The 15,032-nt window shown below is 72.1% G+C and carries 17 protein-coding genes; 12 read left to right on the top strand and 5 right to left on the bottom strand.

The window, feature by feature from the left end; genetic code table 11:
• Positions 1-7 precede the first annotated feature (7 nt).
• Positions 8-1,231, bottom strand: a complete 1,224-nt coding sequence (locus ASD10_RS05460) for a lytic transglycosylase domain-containing protein (RefSeq protein ID WP_056605772.1) — start codon at positions 1,229-1,231, stop codon at positions 8-10.
• A gap of 184 nt (positions 1,232-1,415) precedes the next feature.
• On the opposite strand from ASD10_RS05460, the gene hemL reads away from it, so the two are divergent.
• The 8 genes from hemL (at position 1,416) to ASD10_RS05500 (ending at position 9,507) form a co-directional block, all read left to right on the top strand.
• Positions 1,416-2,732 (top strand): glutamate-1-semialdehyde 2,1-aminomutase, encoded by a 1,317-nt coding sequence (hemL, locus tag ASD10_RS05465; RefSeq protein ID WP_056605775.1) that lies wholly within the window; start codon positions 1,416-1,418, stop codon positions 2,730-2,732.
• Between the two features lie 67 nt (positions 2,733-2,799).
• Positions 2,800-3,450: a histidine phosphatase family protein gene (locus tag ASD10_RS05470; RefSeq protein ID WP_056605790.1), complete on the top strand. Its 651-nt coding sequence runs from the start codon at positions 2,800-2,802 to the stop codon at positions 3,448-3,450.
• A 1-nt stretch (position 3,451) separates the two neighbouring features.
• Positions 3,452-4,045, top strand: a complete 594-nt coding sequence (locus ASD10_RS05475) for a TlpA disulfide reductase family protein (RefSeq protein WP_056605793.1) — start codon at positions 3,452-3,454, stop codon at positions 4,043-4,045.
• Positions 4,042-4,794 (top strand): cytochrome c biogenesis CcdA family protein, encoded by a 753-nt coding sequence (locus ASD10_RS05480; protein WP_056605802.1) that lies wholly within the window; start codon positions 4,042-4,044, stop codon positions 4,792-4,794. Before ASD10_RS05475 ends, ASD10_RS05480 begins: the two co-directional genes overlap by 4 nt.
• 10 nt (positions 4,795-4,804) lie before the next feature.
• On the top strand, positions 4,805-6,370 hold the full coding sequence (locus ASD10_RS05485; RefSeq protein WP_056605803.1) for a cytochrome c biogenesis protein ResB: 1,566 nt from the start codon (positions 4,805-4,807) through the stop codon (positions 6,368-6,370).
• Entirely contained in the window at positions 6,367-7,308 is a 942-nt protein-coding gene (gene ccsB, locus ASD10_RS05490; protein WP_056605804.1) for a c-type cytochrome biogenesis protein CcsB, read from the top strand. Before ASD10_RS05485 ends, ccsB begins: the two co-directional genes overlap by 4 nt.
• Before the next feature lie 241 nt (positions 7,309-7,549).
• Complete coding sequence (locus ASD10_RS05495) at positions 7,550-8,452, top strand: ABC transporter ATP-binding protein (protein WP_056605809.1); 903 nt, start codon at positions 7,550-7,552, stop codon at positions 8,450-8,452.
• Positions 8,449-9,507, top strand: coding sequence for an ABC transporter permease (locus ASD10_RS05500; RefSeq protein ID WP_056605812.1), 1,059 nt, complete (start codon positions 8,449-8,451; stop codon positions 9,505-9,507). Before ASD10_RS05495 ends, ASD10_RS05500 begins: the two co-directional genes overlap by 4 nt.
• A 12-nt stretch (positions 9,508-9,519) precedes the next feature.
• Here the strand turns inward: ASD10_RS05500 and ASD10_RS05505 are convergent, their stop codons facing one another.
• Positions 9,520-9,807, bottom strand: coding sequence for a PLD nuclease N-terminal domain-containing protein (locus ASD10_RS05505; RefSeq protein WP_082556037.1), 288 nt, complete (start codon positions 9,805-9,807; stop codon positions 9,520-9,522).
• Positions 9,808-9,876: 69 nt separating this feature from the next.
• On the opposite strand from ASD10_RS05505, the gene ASD10_RS05510 reads away from it, so the two are divergent.
• Complete coding sequence (locus ASD10_RS05510; protein ID WP_056605816.1) at positions 9,877-10,143, top strand: DUF4229 domain-containing protein; 267 nt, start codon at positions 9,877-9,879, stop codon at positions 10,141-10,143.
• A complete protein-coding gene (locus ASD10_RS05515) occupies positions 10,124-11,218 on the top strand; it encodes a PLP-dependent cysteine synthase family protein (protein WP_056605817.1) in 1,095 nt (364 codons plus the stop codon). The genes ASD10_RS05510 and ASD10_RS05515 overlap by 20 nt, the downstream gene beginning before the upstream one ends.
• Here ASD10_RS05515 and ASD10_RS05520 read toward each other — a convergent pair.
• Positions 11,208-11,705, bottom strand: a complete 498-nt coding sequence (locus ASD10_RS05520) for a metallophosphoesterase family protein (protein WP_235501764.1) — start codon at positions 11,703-11,705, stop codon at positions 11,208-11,210. The two genes, ASD10_RS05515 and ASD10_RS05520, sit on opposite strands and share 11 nt — an antisense overlap.
• A gap of 1 nt (position 11,706) precedes the next feature.
• Positions 11,707-12,594: a 1,4-dihydroxy-2-naphthoate polyprenyltransferase gene (locus ASD10_RS05525; protein WP_056605818.1), complete on the bottom strand. Its 888-nt coding sequence runs from the start codon at positions 12,592-12,594 to the stop codon at positions 11,707-11,709.
• 76 nt (positions 12,595-12,670) lie between these two features.
• On the opposite strand from ASD10_RS05525, the gene ASD10_RS05530 reads away from it, so the two are divergent.
• Entirely contained in the window at positions 12,671-13,255 is a 585-nt protein-coding gene (locus ASD10_RS05530; RefSeq protein WP_200938129.1) for a hypothetical protein, read from the top strand.
• Positions 13,252-14,277: an AMP-binding protein gene (locus tag ASD10_RS05535; protein ID WP_235501765.1), complete on the top strand. Its 1,026-nt coding sequence runs from the start codon at positions 13,252-13,254 to the stop codon at positions 14,275-14,277. The genes ASD10_RS05530 and ASD10_RS05535 overlap by 4 nt, the downstream gene beginning before the upstream one ends.
• A 63-nt stretch (positions 14,278-14,340) precedes the next feature.
• Here the strand turns inward: ASD10_RS05535 and ASD10_RS05540 are convergent, their stop codons facing one another.
• Positions 14,341-15,000 (bottom strand): SDR family oxidoreductase, encoded by a 660-nt coding sequence (locus ASD10_RS05540; protein WP_056605819.1) that lies wholly within the window; start codon positions 14,998-15,000, stop codon positions 14,341-14,343.
• Between the last annotated feature and the right edge of the window lie 32 nt (positions 15,001-15,032).

Genomic DNA, 15,032 nt, shown 5'->3' on the forward strand with positions numbered 1-15,032 from the left:
GAATCCATCAGTGCGTCAGGTCGTAGACGCAGGCGTCGTACTTGTCCTTCGGGAGGCCCAGCGGGTACTGCAGGCCGCACCGGAGCGTCGCCTCGGTCATGGACAGCAGGTCGGTGACGGGCTCGACGACCGGCGCGAGCGGCGTGTCCTTGACCCCGTCCTGGACGCCTCCACCGAGGGTGCCGGGCGTCTTGGTCGGCGACGGCGACGGGGTGGACGAGCCGCCGCCGGAGCCGCCACCGTCGCCACCGGACGAGGGCGTGCTGCCGCCGCCGCCCGACCCGGTGCCGCCGGTGGGGCCGGCCGAGGGCGTCTTCGAGCCCTTCGAGGTGCCGCCGCCCGACGACTTCTTGTCGGCCGACCGCTGGGTCTTGGCCGCCTTGGCGCGCTGTGCGGGCGTCAGGGTCTGGTCGTTGGCCGACGACGTCAGGATCGGCGAGGTCGAGATGCCGTCGGGTGACTTGGTGAAGTCGCCCTGCGCGTAGGCGGCGGCGATCTTCAGCACCAGGTCGACGTACGCGTCGGAGTTGTTGTAGCGCTTGACCGCCGCGGCGGCGTCGGCGGGATCGGAGAGGTCTCCCTCGCCGGCGCACAGGTAGATGCCGGCCGAGGTGGCCGCGTCGGTGATGCTCTGCGGGTTCTTGCTGCCGTCGTTGTCGGCGTCGACGCCGACCGACTGCCACGTGCCGGGGATGAACTGCATCGGGCCGACCGCCAGGTCGAGCACCGCGTTCTTGTCGAGCGCGCCGCTGTCGGTGTCGCCGATGCGCGCCCGGCCGTCCTTGCCGTCGAGCGGCACGCCGTAGATGCCGGGCTGGGCGATGCCCTTGGTGTCGAGCGAGTTGCCGTTGGTGCGGCCGTGGTTGGACTCGACGCGGCCGATCGCGGCGACCAGCGTCCACGACAGGTTGCAGGCCTTGTCGGCCTTGCCGAGCAGCGTCTCGGCGCGGCGGTAGGCCGCCAGGGCCGAGGACGGGATGCCGTTGGTCGACAGCGTCGCGACGGTGCCCGCGGCACCCGCCTTCTGGTCGACACCGCCCGGCGCCTGCTGCACGCTGGCGGGCTGCTCGAACGCCGTGGCCGGGACGTCGGGGATCTCGGCCGCCGAGACGTCGTCGGACGCCGTGGCCAGGCCCGAGTTGCCGAGCGCGGCCCCCCACGCGCCGACCAGCACGGCCATCGGCACCAGGGCGCCGGCCTTCTGCCAGCGCGTCAGCTTACGAGCCCCCATGTCACACCCTCCCAGATCGACACCGCGTTCGTGCCAGACAGTAAACCGATGTTACCGGAGGCCGGGGCGGCCTGCCAGTCCGGTCGTGGCGCAGAACACATCGTCAACGACGCGCACCCCGCGAAGGTTACGCCGGTCCGACGCCGCCGTCGCGGCCATTTCGCCTGCGCGAGACAATGGTGGGGTGACTCCCTCTCCTGCCTCGCAGCACCTGTTCGAGCGCGCCCAAGCAGTCTCGCCGGGCGGCGTCAACTCGCCGGTCCGGGCCTTCCGCGCCGTCGGCGGCACCCCGATCTTCATGGCGTCCGGCGAGGGCGCCTGGCTCACCGACGTCGACGGTCGGCGGTACGTCGACCTGGTCGGCTCGTGGGGACCCATGCTGCTGGGCCACGCGCACCCCGAGGTCATCGCGGCGGTCGGTGCGGCCGCCGCGCGCGGGACGTCGTTCGGCACGCCGAGCGAGCCCGAGGTGCTGCTCGCCGAGGAGATCGTGGCACGGACGTCGGCCGAGATGGTGCGCATGGTCTCGTCGGGCACCGAGGCGACGATGTCGGCGATCCGTCTGGCCCGCGGGTTCACGGGTCGCGACAAGATCGTCAAGTTCGCGGGCTGCTACCACGGTCACGTCGACGCCCTGCTGGCCGAGGCCGGCTCGGGCGTCGTGACGCTCGGCCTGCCCGAGACGCCCGGCGTGCCCGCGCACGTCACGGCCGACACGATCGTGCTGCCCTACAACGACCGCTCCGCGGTCGAGGCGGCCTTCGCCGAGCACGGCGACGCCATCGCGTGCCTCATCACCGAGGCGGCGGCGGGCAACATGGGCGTCGTCCCGCCCGAGCCCGGCTTCAACGAGTTCCTGTCGCAGGTCACCGCCCGCCACGGGGCGCTGTTCATCAGCGACGAGGTCATGACCGGCTTCCGCGTGACCCGGTCGGGCCACTGGGGCCTCGACGGGCAGCGCGAGGGCTGGGCGCCCGACCTCGTGACGTACGGCAAGGTCATGGGCGGCGGCTTCCCGGCCGCCGCGTTCGGCGGTCGCCGCGACGTCATGGAGCAGCTCGCGCCGTCGGGCCCCGTCTACCAGGCGGGCACGCTGTCGGGCAACCCCATCGCCACGACCGCGGGCCTGACGACGCTGCGCCTGGCCGACGCCGACGCGTACGCGCGGCTCGACGACGCCTCACGGCAGCTGCAGCGCCTCGTCACCGACGCGCTGACGTCCGCGGGCGTCGCCCACACCCTGCAGAACGCCGGCAACATGTTCAGCGTCTTCTGGGGCGTCGACGCCCCCGTGACCGACTTCGCGGGCGCGCAGGCGCAGGAGGCCTGGCGGTACAAGCCGTTCTTCCACGCGATGCTCGACGCCGGCGTGTACCTGCCGCCGAGCGCCTTCGAGTGCTGGTTCGTCTCGGCGGCCCACGGCGAGGAGGCACTCACTAGGATCGCGGAGGCGCTGCCCGCCGCCGCGCAGGCCGCCGCCCGCGCCACCGCTGCGACCTGAGCCGGCGCCCCCCGTCGAGAAGCACCCCCGTCCGAGAAGCTCGTCCCGTCCAGCAGAAGAGGACCCCATGTCCGAACGTACGATCGTGCACCTGATGCGCCACGGCGAGGTGCACAACCCCGAGGGCGTCCTCTACGGACGACTTCCCGAGTTCGTCCTGTCCGACCTCGGCCACCAGATGGCGGCCCGGGCGGCGGAGTTCCTGTCGAAGAACGAGATCGTGCACATGGTCGCGTCGCCGCTCGAGCGCGCGCAGCAGACCGCCGCCCCGCTCTCGCAGCTGCTCGAGGTGCCGATCGTGACGGATGAGCGGGTCATCGAAGCCGACAACCTCTTCGAGGGCAAGACCGTCGGCGTCGGCAACGGCGCGTTCAGCAACCCCTCCAACTGGTGGATGCTGCGCAACCCGTTCCGGCCCTCGTGGGGCGAGCCCTACACGGAGATCGCGGCCCGCATGCAGTCGGCCGTCCAGGACGCGCGCGAGGCCGCCCGCGGCCACGAGGCCGTCATCGTCTCGCACCAGCTGCCGGTCTGGATCGCGCGCCGCGCCTTCGAGCGCAAGACGTTCGTCCACGACCCGCGCAAGCGCCAGTGCACGCTCGCGAGCCTGACGAGCCTGTACTTCGACGGCGACGAGTTCATCGGCGTCACCTACAGCGAGCCCGCCCGCGACCTGCTGCCCGAGCCGCTGCGCGGCAAGGTCGTCGGCGGAGCCTGACGTGGCGACGCGCCGGGGAGCCCGCGCCCTCGCGGCCGTCGCGACCGTCCTGGTCGTGACGACGCTGTCGGCGTGCAGCGGGGCCGGCAACCGCGGCACCACGACGGGCTTCGTGTCCGGCGACGGCTCCGAGGCGATCACGACGGTCGACGCCGCCGACCGCGAGAAGGCGCCGGTGCTCGAGGGCGAGGGGCTCGACGGGCGTCCGCTCTCGACCGCCGACTTCGCCGGCAAGACGATCGTCGTCAACCTGTGGGGCCCGTGGTGCCCGCCGTGCCGCGCCGAGGCCCCCGCGCTCGACGAGGTGGCCCAGGAGTACGCGAGCAAGGACGTCCAGTTCGTCGGCATCCTGACCCGCACCAAGGACCCGACCAGCGCGATCGCGTTCAACCGCAACAAGGGCATCACCTACCCGAGCTTCGCCGACCAGGGCGGCAAGCTCGAGCTGGGCTTCAACGACAGCCTCCCGACCCTCGCGATCCCCACCACGTGGATCATCGACTCCGAGGGACGGGTCGCGGCCCGGGTCATCGACAAGATCTCGGCGTCGACGTTGGCGAACCTGATCGACGACGTCCAGAAGAGCACCGCGTGACCGACTGGTTCAGGGAGACGGCGCTGTCGGGCAACCTGCTCCTCGCCGTCCCCGTGGCAGCGGTCGCCGGACTGCTGTCGTTCTTCTCGCCGTGCGTGCTCCCGCTGCTGCCCGGCTACCTGTCGTACATCTCGGGCGTCGCCGCGCAGGACCTCGAGACGGCCCGCCGCGGCCGCCTCCTGGCCGGCGCGGTGCTGTTCGTCGCGGGCTTCAGCGCCGTGTTCGTGCTGGGTGGCGCACTGTTCGGCTCGATCGGGCTCAGGCTCGCCGAGCACCAGGACACGCTGACGCTCGTCACGGGCGTCCTCGTGATCCTGATGGGCCTGGCCTTCATCGGCCTCGTGCCGCTGATGCAGCGTGACGTCCGGGTGCACGCGGTCCCCGCGGTCGGCCTCGCGATGGCGCCGGTGCTCGGCGTCTTCTTCGGCCTCGGGTGGACGCCGTGCATCGGCCCGACGCTCAGCGCCGTCCTGGCGCTCTCGATGGCGACCGACGACGCGTCGGCGTCGCGCGGCGCCTTCCTGACGCTGTTCTACTGCCTCGGTCTCGGCATCCCCTTCGTGCTGGCCGCGCTGGGGTTCGGCCGGTTCATGCACGCCGTCTCGTGGTTCCGCCGCCACCAGCGCGCCGTGTCGGTCGTCGGGGGAGTCCTGTTGATCGCGGTCGGCATCATGCTCGTGACGGGTCTGTGGACCGACCTCGTCAGCGACATGCAGACCTGGGTGAACGGATTCGAGGCACCGATATGAGTGAGGCCGCATGAGCGACAACGCTGTCCCGGCGCTGGGTCGCCGGGAGTTCACCCGGTGGTTCTGGCGCCAGCTGACGTCGATGCGCACGGCGCTGATGCTGCTGCTGCTCCTGGCGATCGCGGCGGTCCCCGGATCGCTGTACCCGCAGCGCGGCGTCGACGCCCGGGCCGTCGAGAACTACTTCCTCGACCACCCGCAGCTCGCGCCGTTCCTCGACAAGCTCGGCATGTTCGCGGTGTATAGCTCGCCGTGGTTCAGCGCGGTGTACCTGCTGCTGATGGTGTCGCTGGTGGGCTGCATCCTGCCGCGCTCGTTCGTGTACCTCAAGGCCGTCCGCGCGCGCCCGCCCAGGGCGCCGCGCAACTTCGCCCGCCTGCCGGCGTCGTCGACGTTCGAGACCGACCGCACGCCCGACGAGGTCGTCGCGGCGGCCCGTGAGGCGCTCGGACGGTCGCGGGTCGACGTCGTCGACCGCGACGGCGACGTGCGCGAGGTCAGCGCCGAGAAGGGCTTCCTGCGCGAGGCCGGCAACCTGGTCTTCCACGTCAGCATCGTCGTGGTGCTGATCGGCGTCGCGGTCGGGACGCTCTACGGCTACCGCGGCTCGGTCATCGTGACCGACGACGGCGGACAGTTCGCGAACTCGCTGCCGCAGTACGACGAGTTCAGCTCCGGCACGCTGTTCAGCACCGACGACCTGCCGCCGTTCGCCCTGACCCTCGACCAGGTCACGGCCCGGTTCCAGCCGTTCGGCAGCCCGCAGGCCGGGGCGCCGCGCGAGTTCCGGGCCGCGGGCACCTACACGGCCCGCCCGGGCGACGCCGACCGGCGTTTCGACATCACGGTCAACCACCCGCTGTCGGTGGGCAGCACGTCGATCTACCTGCTGGGCCAGGGCTACGCGCCGGTCTTCAAGATCACCGACGCCCAGGGCGACGTCGTGTTCGACGACGCCGTCCCGTTCCTGCCGGCCGATCCGACCTACACGTCCAACGGCATCATCAAGGTGCCCGACGCCAAGCCCGAGCAGCTCGGCTTCCAGGGCTTCTTCCTGCCGACGGCCGTCACGCAGGACGGACAGGAGCTCTCGACGTCCGCGCACCCCGCGGCGGCCAACCCGCTCGTGGGCCTGAACGTGTGGCACGGCGACCTCGGCCTGGACGACGGACGGTCGCAGTCGGTGTTCATCCTCGACAAGTCCAAGATGACGCAGTACAAGAACGGCGACGCCAACGTCCGCATCAGCCTGCAGCCCGGCATGACCGCCGACCTGCCGGACGGCGGCACGATCGAGTTCACCGAGCTGCGGCAGTTCGCGCGGTTCCAGATCAGCTCGTCGCCGCTGGTGAAGGTGCCGCTGTTCGGCATCGTGGCCGGGCTGCTCGGCCTCATGGTGTCGCTGACCGTCAAGCCCCGTCGCACGTGGATTCGCACGCGTCGGGAGGGCTCACGTACCGTGGTGGATGTCGCCGTGCTCGACCGCGTCCCCCGGGACGACCTGCCGGCCGACCTGGATGACTTCCTCGAGCGGTTCAAGGACGCGCTCGGGGAGAAGACCGAGGAGAAGGCATGACCCTGGAGACCCTGGCGCAGATCTCGAACTACGCGGTCGCCTCCGCGACGGGCATCCTGGCGCTGGCCTTCGTCGCCTACGTCGCGCAGTGGGGCTTCGCCCGCAACCTCGCGCCCGAGCGTGAGCGCGAGCTCGTCACGGCGGGTGGGTCCGAGGCGCCGTCCGGCAGCAGCGACCCCGTCGAGCGCAGCGACATGGCCGGTGGCATCGGGCTGTCGCTGACGACGCTGTCCGCGCTCGTCCTGGCCGTCGGCGTCGTGACGCGCGGGTTCGCCGCCCAGCGCGTCCCGTGGGGCAACATGTACGAGTTCGGCTGCGCCGCGACGCTCGCCGCCGTGGTCGCCTACCTCGTGCTCGTGCGCGTCTGGGAGATCGACTGGGTCGGCCCGATCATCACGGGCTTCGGCACCGTCGTGCTGGGCGCGTCCGCGATGGTCTACGTGCCGGCCGGTCCGCTCGTGCCCGCGCTGCACTCGTACTGGCTCGTGATCCACGTGCTCGGCGCGATCATCTCGGGCTCGGCGTTCCTCGTGGGCGCCGCCGCCTCCGTGCTGTACCTCGTGAAGTCGCGGGCCGAGCGCACGACCCCGGAGGACCAGCGCACCGGCTTCCTGTGGCGCATCCCGGCGTCGGCCAAGATCGACCAGGTCGCGTACCGCGTGCACGCGTTCGCGTTCCCGATCTGGACGTTCGCCGCCCTGATCGCCGGGCCGATCTGGGCGCAGTACGCGTGGGGCCGCTACTGGGGCTGGGACCCCAAGGAGGTCTGGGCGTTCATCACCTGGGTCGTCTACGCCGGCTACCTGCACGCCCGCGCGACCGCCGGGTGGAAGGGCAAGGCCGCCGCGATCCTGGCCCTCATCGGCTTCGCGACGTTCGTGTTCAACTTCGTCGGCGTCAACCTCTTCGTCGGGGGCATGCACTCCTACGCCAAGTAGGGCGCGCACCGCCGCAGTTTCCCAGGTGAACCTGGGTCTCGGCGGAGAGCCATCGCCGGAACCGGGGTGACCCCGCGAGCCGGCACGTCACCCCGGTTGCTCCCGGGGCGCGGTGTCGGTTTCCCAGGTGGACCCCGACAGCTTCCGAGGTTCACCCGGAAGACCTCGCTCGGGTCTGAAGAATCCCAGGTGAACCTGGGAAACTGCGAGCACCGGGGGAACCCGGCTAGGGTCTGGGCTCATGGGAGTCGAGATCAGGGTCGAGGGGCTCGTCATGACGTACGGCGACGTGCGGGCGGTCGACGACGTCAGCTTCACGGTCGCCCCCGGTGAGTTCTTCGGGCTGCTGGGCCCCAACGGCGCCGGCAAGACCACGACGCTCGAGATGATCGAGGGGCTGCGCAGGCCGCAGTCCGGCACCGTGCGCATCGGCGAGCACGAGCCGTGGCGCCGCGAGCCCGAGCTGCAGCGCCGGATGGGCGTCCAGCTGCAGTCGTCGTCGTTCTTCGAGCGGCTGACGGCCCGCGAGCAGCTCGACACGTTCGGCGCCCTCTACGGCGTCGCCCCGGGGCGCACCGCCGAGATGCTCGAGCAGGTCGGCCTGGTCGACAAGGCCGACGTCCGCACCGAGGACCTCTCGGGCGGGCAGAAGCAGCGCCTGTCGATCGCGTGCGCCCTGATCCACGACCCCGAGGTCGTCTTCCTGGACGAGCCGACCGCGGCCCTCGACCCGCAGGCCCGCCGCAACCTCTGGGACGTCCTGCGCTCGATCAACGACTCGGGCCGCACCGTCGTGCTGACGACGCACCACATGGACGAGGCCGAGGTGCTGTGCGACCGCGTCGCGATCATGGACGCCGGGCGCATCCTCGAGCTCGACACCCCCGCCGCGCTGGTGCGCGGCCTCGACGCCCCCGTGCGCATCAGCCTCGCCCCCGGCACCCTGCCGGTCTCCGACGCCCGCGCGCTGGCCGGCGACGACCCCGTCACCGACGACGACTCCGGTACGACGATCACGACCCGCGACCCGTCGCGCGTCCTGACGGCCCTTGCCCGGCGCGACGCGCTCGACGGCCTCAGCGTGAAGGGCGCGTCCCTCGAGGACGTGTTCCTCGAGCTCACGGGTCGCGAGTACCGTGCATGAGGGCCTTCCGCAGCCTGGCCCGGGCGATGCTCAAGGGCTTCTTCCGCGACAAGATGGCGTTCTTCTTCGCCGTGATCTTCCCGCTGATGTTCCTCGTGCTGTTCGGCGGCATCTTCACCGACCAGGGCGCGTCGAGGTCCGACGTCATCCAGATCGGCGCGGTGTCGGTGCTCGACGACGCGCCGAGGGCCGTCCGTGCGGCCCTCGACGAGAGCCTCGACGTCACGCGGTCGTCCGACGAGCAGGACGCCCTCGAGCAGGTGCGCAAGGGCGACGCCGACGCCGTCATCCGCCAGGACGGCGACCGCCTGGTCGTGCGGTACTCGCAGGCCGACCAGGTGCAGGCCGCGACGGTGCGGGGGACGTTCGAGGCGATCGTGCAGTCCGCCAACCTCGCCGAGACGGGGCAGGTGCCGCGCTTCAGCCTCACGACCGACCAGGTCGAGGACGACTCGCTGAAGTCCATCCAGTATTACACGCCCGGGCTGATGGGCTGGGCGATCGCGTCGGGCGCGACGTTCGGCGCCGCGACCAATTTGGTCGTGTGGCGCCGCAACGGGCTGCTGCGCCGTCTGCGCCTGGCCCCCATCCCGACCCGCTCGGTCGTGCTGGCCCGCGTCGCGGTGTCGATCGCGATCGCGATCGTGCAGGCGGCGATCTTCGTCGGCGTCGGCGTCGCGCTGTTCGGGCTCCGGCTGACGGGCTCGTGGCCCATGATCGTCCCGCTGCTGGTGTGCGGGACGCTGGCCTTCATGGCGATCGGCCTGCTCGCGGGGGCCGTGGCGCGCAGCGAGGAGGCCGCGGTCGGCATCGCGAACTTCGTCGTGCTGCCGATGGCGTTCCTGTCGGGGTCGTTCTTCCCGCTCGACGGCGCACCCGGCTACGTCACGGCGATCAGCAAGGTCCTGCCGCTCAAGCACCTGAACGACGGCATGCTCGACACGATGGTGCGCGGCGAGGGCCCGTCGTCGGCCGTCGTGCCGATGCTGATCCTGCTCGGGTTCGCGGTCGTCGTGACCGCGGTCGCGAGCCGGTTGTTCCGCTGGGACGACTGACGCCCCGTCCGGTCAGAGACCCCGCAGGTAGTCCGGGTCGTCGTCCGGGCCGCGGGGGCTCGGGGGAGGGGTCCAGCCGCCGCCGTTGCCGTCGCCCGCGCCGCGCTGCCGCGGGGGCGGGGCCTGGCGCCCGTGGCCCACGAAGATCCACAGCAGCGGGCCCACGAACGGCACGAGGACCAGCACGAACCACACGATCTTGGGCAGCACGCGCACCTGCCCCTTGGGCGTCGCGAGGAGGTCGAAGATCGCGTACACGACCAGCACCACAGCAACGACCACCAACAGCGCCTTACCCATGACGCCACCGTATCCGGGCGGTCACAACCGGACGGCCGGCGATGGGGTCCGACCGATTAGGGTGGCGGCATGAAGGCATTCTGGACCTACACGCTGGCGCGGTTCGCGGTCTTCGCCGCGTGCTTCGTCATCATCTGGCTGCTGGCGCAGATCTGGCTGGAGTCGACGGCCGTGACGAACATCTGGGTCCTGCTGATCTCGCTGGTCGTGTCGTCGGTCATCTCGGTGTTCCTGCTCGCCGGCCTGCGCGACAAGCTGGCCCTCAACGTCCACGAACGGGCCACCCGCATGACGGAGCGCATCGAGGAGTCTCGTCGTGCCGAAGACATCGACTGAGAGCCGCGACTGGATCGCCGAGGCGATCCGGCGCGTCGACGCCGACGCCAACCGCAGCGCCGACACGCACCTGCACGTCCTGCCGATCCCGGTGCCCGGCATCGACCTGTACCTCAAGGACGAGTCGGTCCACCCGACCGGCAGCCTCAAGCACCGCCTGGCGCGCTCGCTGTTCCTGTACGCGCTGTGCAACGGATGGATCGGTCCGGGCTCGACCGTCATCGAGGCGTCCAGCGGCTCGACCGCCGTCAGCGAGGCGTTCTTCGCGCGGCTGATCGGGCTGCCGTTCGTCGCGGTCATGCCGTCGTCGACGAGCCGCGAGAAGATCGCGCTGATCGAGTTCTACGGGGGCCGGTGCCACCTGGTCGACGACCCCGGCACGGTCTACGACGTCGCTCGCGACCTCGCCGACGAGACCGGCGGGCACTACATGGACCAGTTCACGTACGCCGAGCGGGCGACCGACTGGCGGGGCAACAACAACATCGCCGAGTCGATCTTCGACCAGCTGTCGGCCGAGCCGCACCCGTGCCCCACGTGGATCGTGGTCAGCGCCGGCACCGGCGGCACGTCCGCCACGATCGGACGGTTCGTGCGCTACCGCCGCTTCGACACCCGCGTCGCGGTGGCCGACCCCGAGAACTCCGCGTTCTACGGCGGCTGGGAGACCGACAGCTCCGACGTGACGACCGATCGGCCCTCACGCATCGAGGGCATCGGACGCATGCGGGTCGAGCCGTCGTTCGTCGGCGGCGTCATCGACGACATGGTCAAGGTGCCGGACGCCGCGTCGATCGCGACGATGCGATGGGTCTCGGCGATCCTCGGACGTCTGGTGGGCGGCTCGACCGGCACCAACGTGTGGGCGTCGCTGCAGCTGATCGGCGACATGCGCGACGAGGGGCGCGAGGGCAGCGTCGTGACGCTGCTGTGCGACGGCGGCGAGCGCTACGAGCAGACGTACTACGACGACGCGTGGCTGGCCGCGAAGGGCATCGACATCGCGCCGTACGCGGCGGCCCTCGACGAGTTCGCGTCGACGGGCGTCCTGCCCGCGGTCCCCGTCACGGCGTGACGGGCACGATCTCGGCCGAGACGAGTCGGCCGTCGTCGATCACCAGCAGGCCCATCGTGCCGCGCGGCTGACGTCGCTTGTCGGTCGGCGAGCCGGGGTTGAACAGGCGCTGGCCGTCGTCCTGGGTGTCCCACGGGATGTGGGAGTGGCCGAACACGACGAGGTCGGCGTCGGGGAAGCGGCGGCGCATGCGCCGGGCGCGCCCGTCCTTGGAGCCGCTGTCGTGGATCATCGCGACCCGCAGCCCGTCCAGCTCGACCTCGAGGGTCTCGGGCGCGCCCCATGCGACGACGTCGGGACCGTCGTTGTTGCCCGCCACGACGTGCACGGGTGCCAGGGCGGCGAGCTCGTCGAGCACCGAGGGCACGCAGACGTCGCCCGCGTGCAGGATGACGTCGACGCCCTCGAGGTGCTCGGCCACGGCCGGCGGGAGCGCCTTCCAGAACCGCGGCGCGTGCGTGTCGGAGACCACGGCGACCCGCAGCACGTCAGGCGCCGATCGCGAGGCCGATCGCGAGCCCCGCGGCGTAGACCAGCTCGGCCAGCCCGGTGTCGCGCAGGACGGGGATCAGCGCCATGCCCCTGGCGCCCGACGCGACGGTGGCGGCGCCGCGGCCCAGCAGCGGCAGGCACAGGAGCCCGAGCAGGGCCCACGGCGTCGAGAACGCGGCCCACACCAGCATCGCGAGCGCGACGAACCCGAGCAGGCCGTAGAGCCGGCGGGTGCCGGAGTCGCCCAGGACGACCGCGAGCGTCCGCTTGCCCGTGACGCTGTCGGTGGGGATGTCGCGCAGGTTGTTGGCCACGAGGATGCCGCAGGCGAGCGCGCCGACGCCGACGGCCGCCGCGACCGCGACGCCCGTCACCTCCTCGACCTGCACGTAGGCCGTGCCGAGCACCGCGACGAGCCCGAAGAACACGAACACGCTGACCTCGCCGAGTGCGCGGTACCCGTACGGCGACGGCCCGCCGGTGTACGTCCACGCGGCCCCCAGCGCGGCGACGCCCACGAGCAGGAGCCACCACGTGGTCGTCGCGGCCAGCACCAGGCCCATCGCGGCCCCCAGCCCGAGGAAGCCCAGCGCGGCGATCTTGACCGAGCGGGCGGGGACGAGCCCGGAGCCGACGAGGCGCAGCGGGCCGACGCGGTCGTCGTCGGTGCCCTTGATGCCGTCGGAGTAGTCGTTGGCGTAGTTGACGCCGATCTGCAGCGCCAGCGAGACGCCGAGCGCCAGCAGGGCCTTCCACCACACGACCGAGTCGGCGTACGCCGCGGCGCCCGTGCCGGCCAGGACGGGCGCGACGGCGGCGGGCAGCGTCCGTGGGCGCGAGCCGGCGACCCACAGCTGGACGGGGGACGGCGACGAGGTGGTCATGGGCGGCAAGTCTGCCACCCCCTCGCGTGTCAATTTCGTGTTGACGCCTCAGGTGCGTCAATCTAGGCTTGACGGCATGAGCATCGACGACGCCGAGTTCTCCGACCTGATCGCCCGCGCGGTCGCCCGGCTCGACCCGTCCCTCGAGCGACGGCTCGACACCGAGCCGTCGGCGCACCTCGACCTCGTGCTGCTGACGCGCCGTGCGCACGACGAGACCGGACGCCTGCTGCGCTCGGCCGTGACGTCGGCCCGCGCCGCCGGGTCGAGCTGGGAGGCGATCGGCTCGGCCCTCGGCATGACCCGCCAGGCCGCGCAGCAGCGGTTCGGGCACAAGCCGTCGTCCGCGCCCGATCCCGGTGACGGGCACCTGCCGGAGGCGGGGGAGCACCGGCAGCTCGTGGGCCTGACGGCGTTCAACGAGATGGACCAGCTCGACCTGTGGGGGCGGCACGGCTGGCACTCGATCGGCTTCGGCCCGCTGTTCCACGACGTCGAGAAGTCCGACACGCAGTGGGAGCACAAGCGGGCCGTCGTGGGCAGCCGCAAGATGCGCGACCTCGAGGCCAAGGGGTGGGAGCGCATCGGCTCCACGTGGTTCCCGTGGGTCTACCTGAAGCGCCCGCTGCCGCTGCCGGCCGTGCCCGGCGAGCCCACGTGACGGCGTCGCTGCGGCCCGTCGCGGGCGCGCCGCGCGACGTCCACGCGCTGGTTCGCGCGTGGGTGCGCGACGGCGGCGACCCGGTCGTCGTCCGGACGTCCGGCAGCACGGGGGAGCCGAAGGACGTCATCCTGTCGCACGCGGCCGTCACGTCGTCGGCGCGCGCGAGCCTCGAGCGGCTCGGCGGCCCCGGCGGGTGGCTGCTCGCGATGCCCGTCACGGGCGTCGGTGGGCTGCAGGTGCTGGTGCGGTCGGCGCTGGCCGGGCTCGACCCCGTCCTCGTCGACGAGCACGACGGCCTGGCGGCGGCGATCGACGCGATCCCCGGCGACCGGCGCTACGCCTCGCTCGTGCCGACGCAGGTGCACCGGCTCGTCGAGGCGGGCCAGGTCGACGCGCTGCGGTCGCTCGACGCGCTGCTGATCGGCGGTGCCGCGGCGCCTCCCGAGCTGCTCGACGCACTCGACGGCGTGCGCGTCGTGCGGACGTACGGGATGAGCGAGACCAGCGGCGGCTGCGTGTACGACGGCGTGCCGCTCGACGGGGTGCGGCTGCGGGTCGACGACACGGGGCAGGTGCACGTCGGCGGCACGGTGCTGTTCGACGGCTACGCCGACGCGGCCGCGACCGCCCGGGTGCTGCGCGACGGCTGGTTCGCGACCGCCGACCTCGGCACGATCGACGCCGCGGGCCGCCTGCGGGTGACGGGGCGCTCCGACGACGTCGTCATCAGCGGCGGCGTCAACATCGGCCTGCCGGCGGTGACGCGGGCGCTGCGCGGTCTCGACGGCGTCCGCGACGCGATCGCGCTCGGCGTGCCCGACGACGAGTGGGGCGCCCGCGTCGTGGCGTTCGTCGTGCCCGACGCGGGCGCCGACGCCCCGCCGCTGCACGTCGTGCGCGACGGCGTCGAGGCGTCCGGCCTGCCCCGCACCTGGGCCCCGCGCGAAATCGTGCCGATCGCCGCGCTGCCGCTGCTGCCGGGTGGCAAGGTCGACCGCGTCGCGCTCCGGCGGCGGTGAGCCAGCGACCCTTCGACGTCCGGGACAGGTCGCCAGCTCACCGCCTGGGGCGGGGACGGGTCGCTAGCCCACCGCTGCGGCGATCGCCTCGGGGATCGGCGTGGACCCGCCGACGACCTCCCACTGCTTGCCGTGGGTCGTGGGGTCCTCGATCACGGCCGCGATGACGGCGGCGACGTCGGCCCGCGGGATCTCGCCGCGCTCGACCGTCTCGGCCAGCGTGACCTGACCCGTCGCGTCGTCGTCGGTCAGACCGCCCGGACGGATGATCGTCCAGTCGAGGTCGCTGGCGCGCAGCACGACGTCGGCCTCGCGCTTGGCCTCGACGTACGCCTTCCACGAGTCCTCGACGTCGTCGCCCAGGGGCTCGTCGACGCTGATCGCCGAGATCTGGACGAAGCGGCGGACGCCGGCGGCGGTGGCCCCGGCGATCGACTTGAGCGAGCCACCGAGGTCGACGGTCTTCTTGCGCTCGATGCTGCCGTCGCCGCCACCTCCGGCGGCGAACACGACGGCTCCGGCGCCCGTGAAGGCCTGCGCGAAGTCGTCGTCGTCGGACTTCTCGATGTCGAGCAGCACGACCTCGGCGCCGAGGTCCTGCAGCTCGGAGGTGTGGTCGGGGTTGCGGACGAGGGCGACGGGCTGGTGGCCGGCGTCGACCAGGACGGGGATGAGGAGGCGGGCGATCTTGCCGTGGCCTCCGACGATGGCGATACGAGTCATGTCTCCAACGTAGGACGGTGGCGGTAAGTTGC

This window comes from Aeromicrobium sp. Root472D3 (assembly GCF_001426485.1).
GTDB lineage: Bacteria > Actinomycetota > Actinomycetes > Propionibacteriales > Nocardioidaceae > Aeromicrobium.

Coding starts and splice junctions, on each gene's coding strand:
- ASD10_RS05460 (WP_056605772.1), bottom strand. CDS start 1,231: ATGGGGGCTCGTAAGCTGACGCGCTGGCAGAAGGCCGGCGCCCTGGTG.
- ASD10_RS05470 (WP_056605790.1), top strand. CDS start 2,800: ATGTCCGAACGTACGATCGTGCACCTGATGCGCCACGGCGAGGTGCAC.
- ASD10_RS05485 (WP_056605803.1), top strand. CDS start 4,805: ATGAGCGACAACGCTGTCCCGGCGCTGGGTCGCCGGGAGTTCACCCGG.
- ccsB (WP_056605804.1), top strand. CDS start 6,367: ATGACCCTGGAGACCCTGGCGCAGATCTCGAACTACGCGGTCGCCTCC.
- ASD10_RS05495 (WP_056605809.1), top strand. CDS start 7,550: ATGGGAGTCGAGATCAGGGTCGAGGGGCTCGTCATGACGTACGGCGAC.
- ASD10_RS05500 (WP_056605812.1), top strand. CDS start 8,449: ATGAGGGCCTTCCGCAGCCTGGCCCGGGCGATGCTCAAGGGCTTCTTC.
- ASD10_RS05505 (WP_082556037.1), bottom strand. CDS start 9,807: ATGGGTAAGGCGCTGTTGGTGGTCGTTGCTGTGGTGCTGGTCGTGTAC.
- ASD10_RS05510 (WP_056605816.1), top strand. CDS start 9,877: ATGAAGGCATTCTGGACCTACACGCTGGCGCGGTTCGCGGTCTTCGCC.
- ASD10_RS05525 (WP_056605818.1), bottom strand. CDS start 12,594: ATGACCACCTCGTCGCCGTCCCCCGTCCAGCTGTGGGTCGCCGGCTCG.
- ASD10_RS05530 (WP_200938129.1), top strand. CDS start 12,671: ATGAGCATCGACGACGCCGAGTTCTCCGACCTGATCGCCCGCGCGGTC.
- ASD10_RS05540 (WP_056605819.1), bottom strand. CDS start 15,000: ATGACTCGTATCGCCATCGTCGGAGGCCACGGCAAGATCGCCCGCCTC.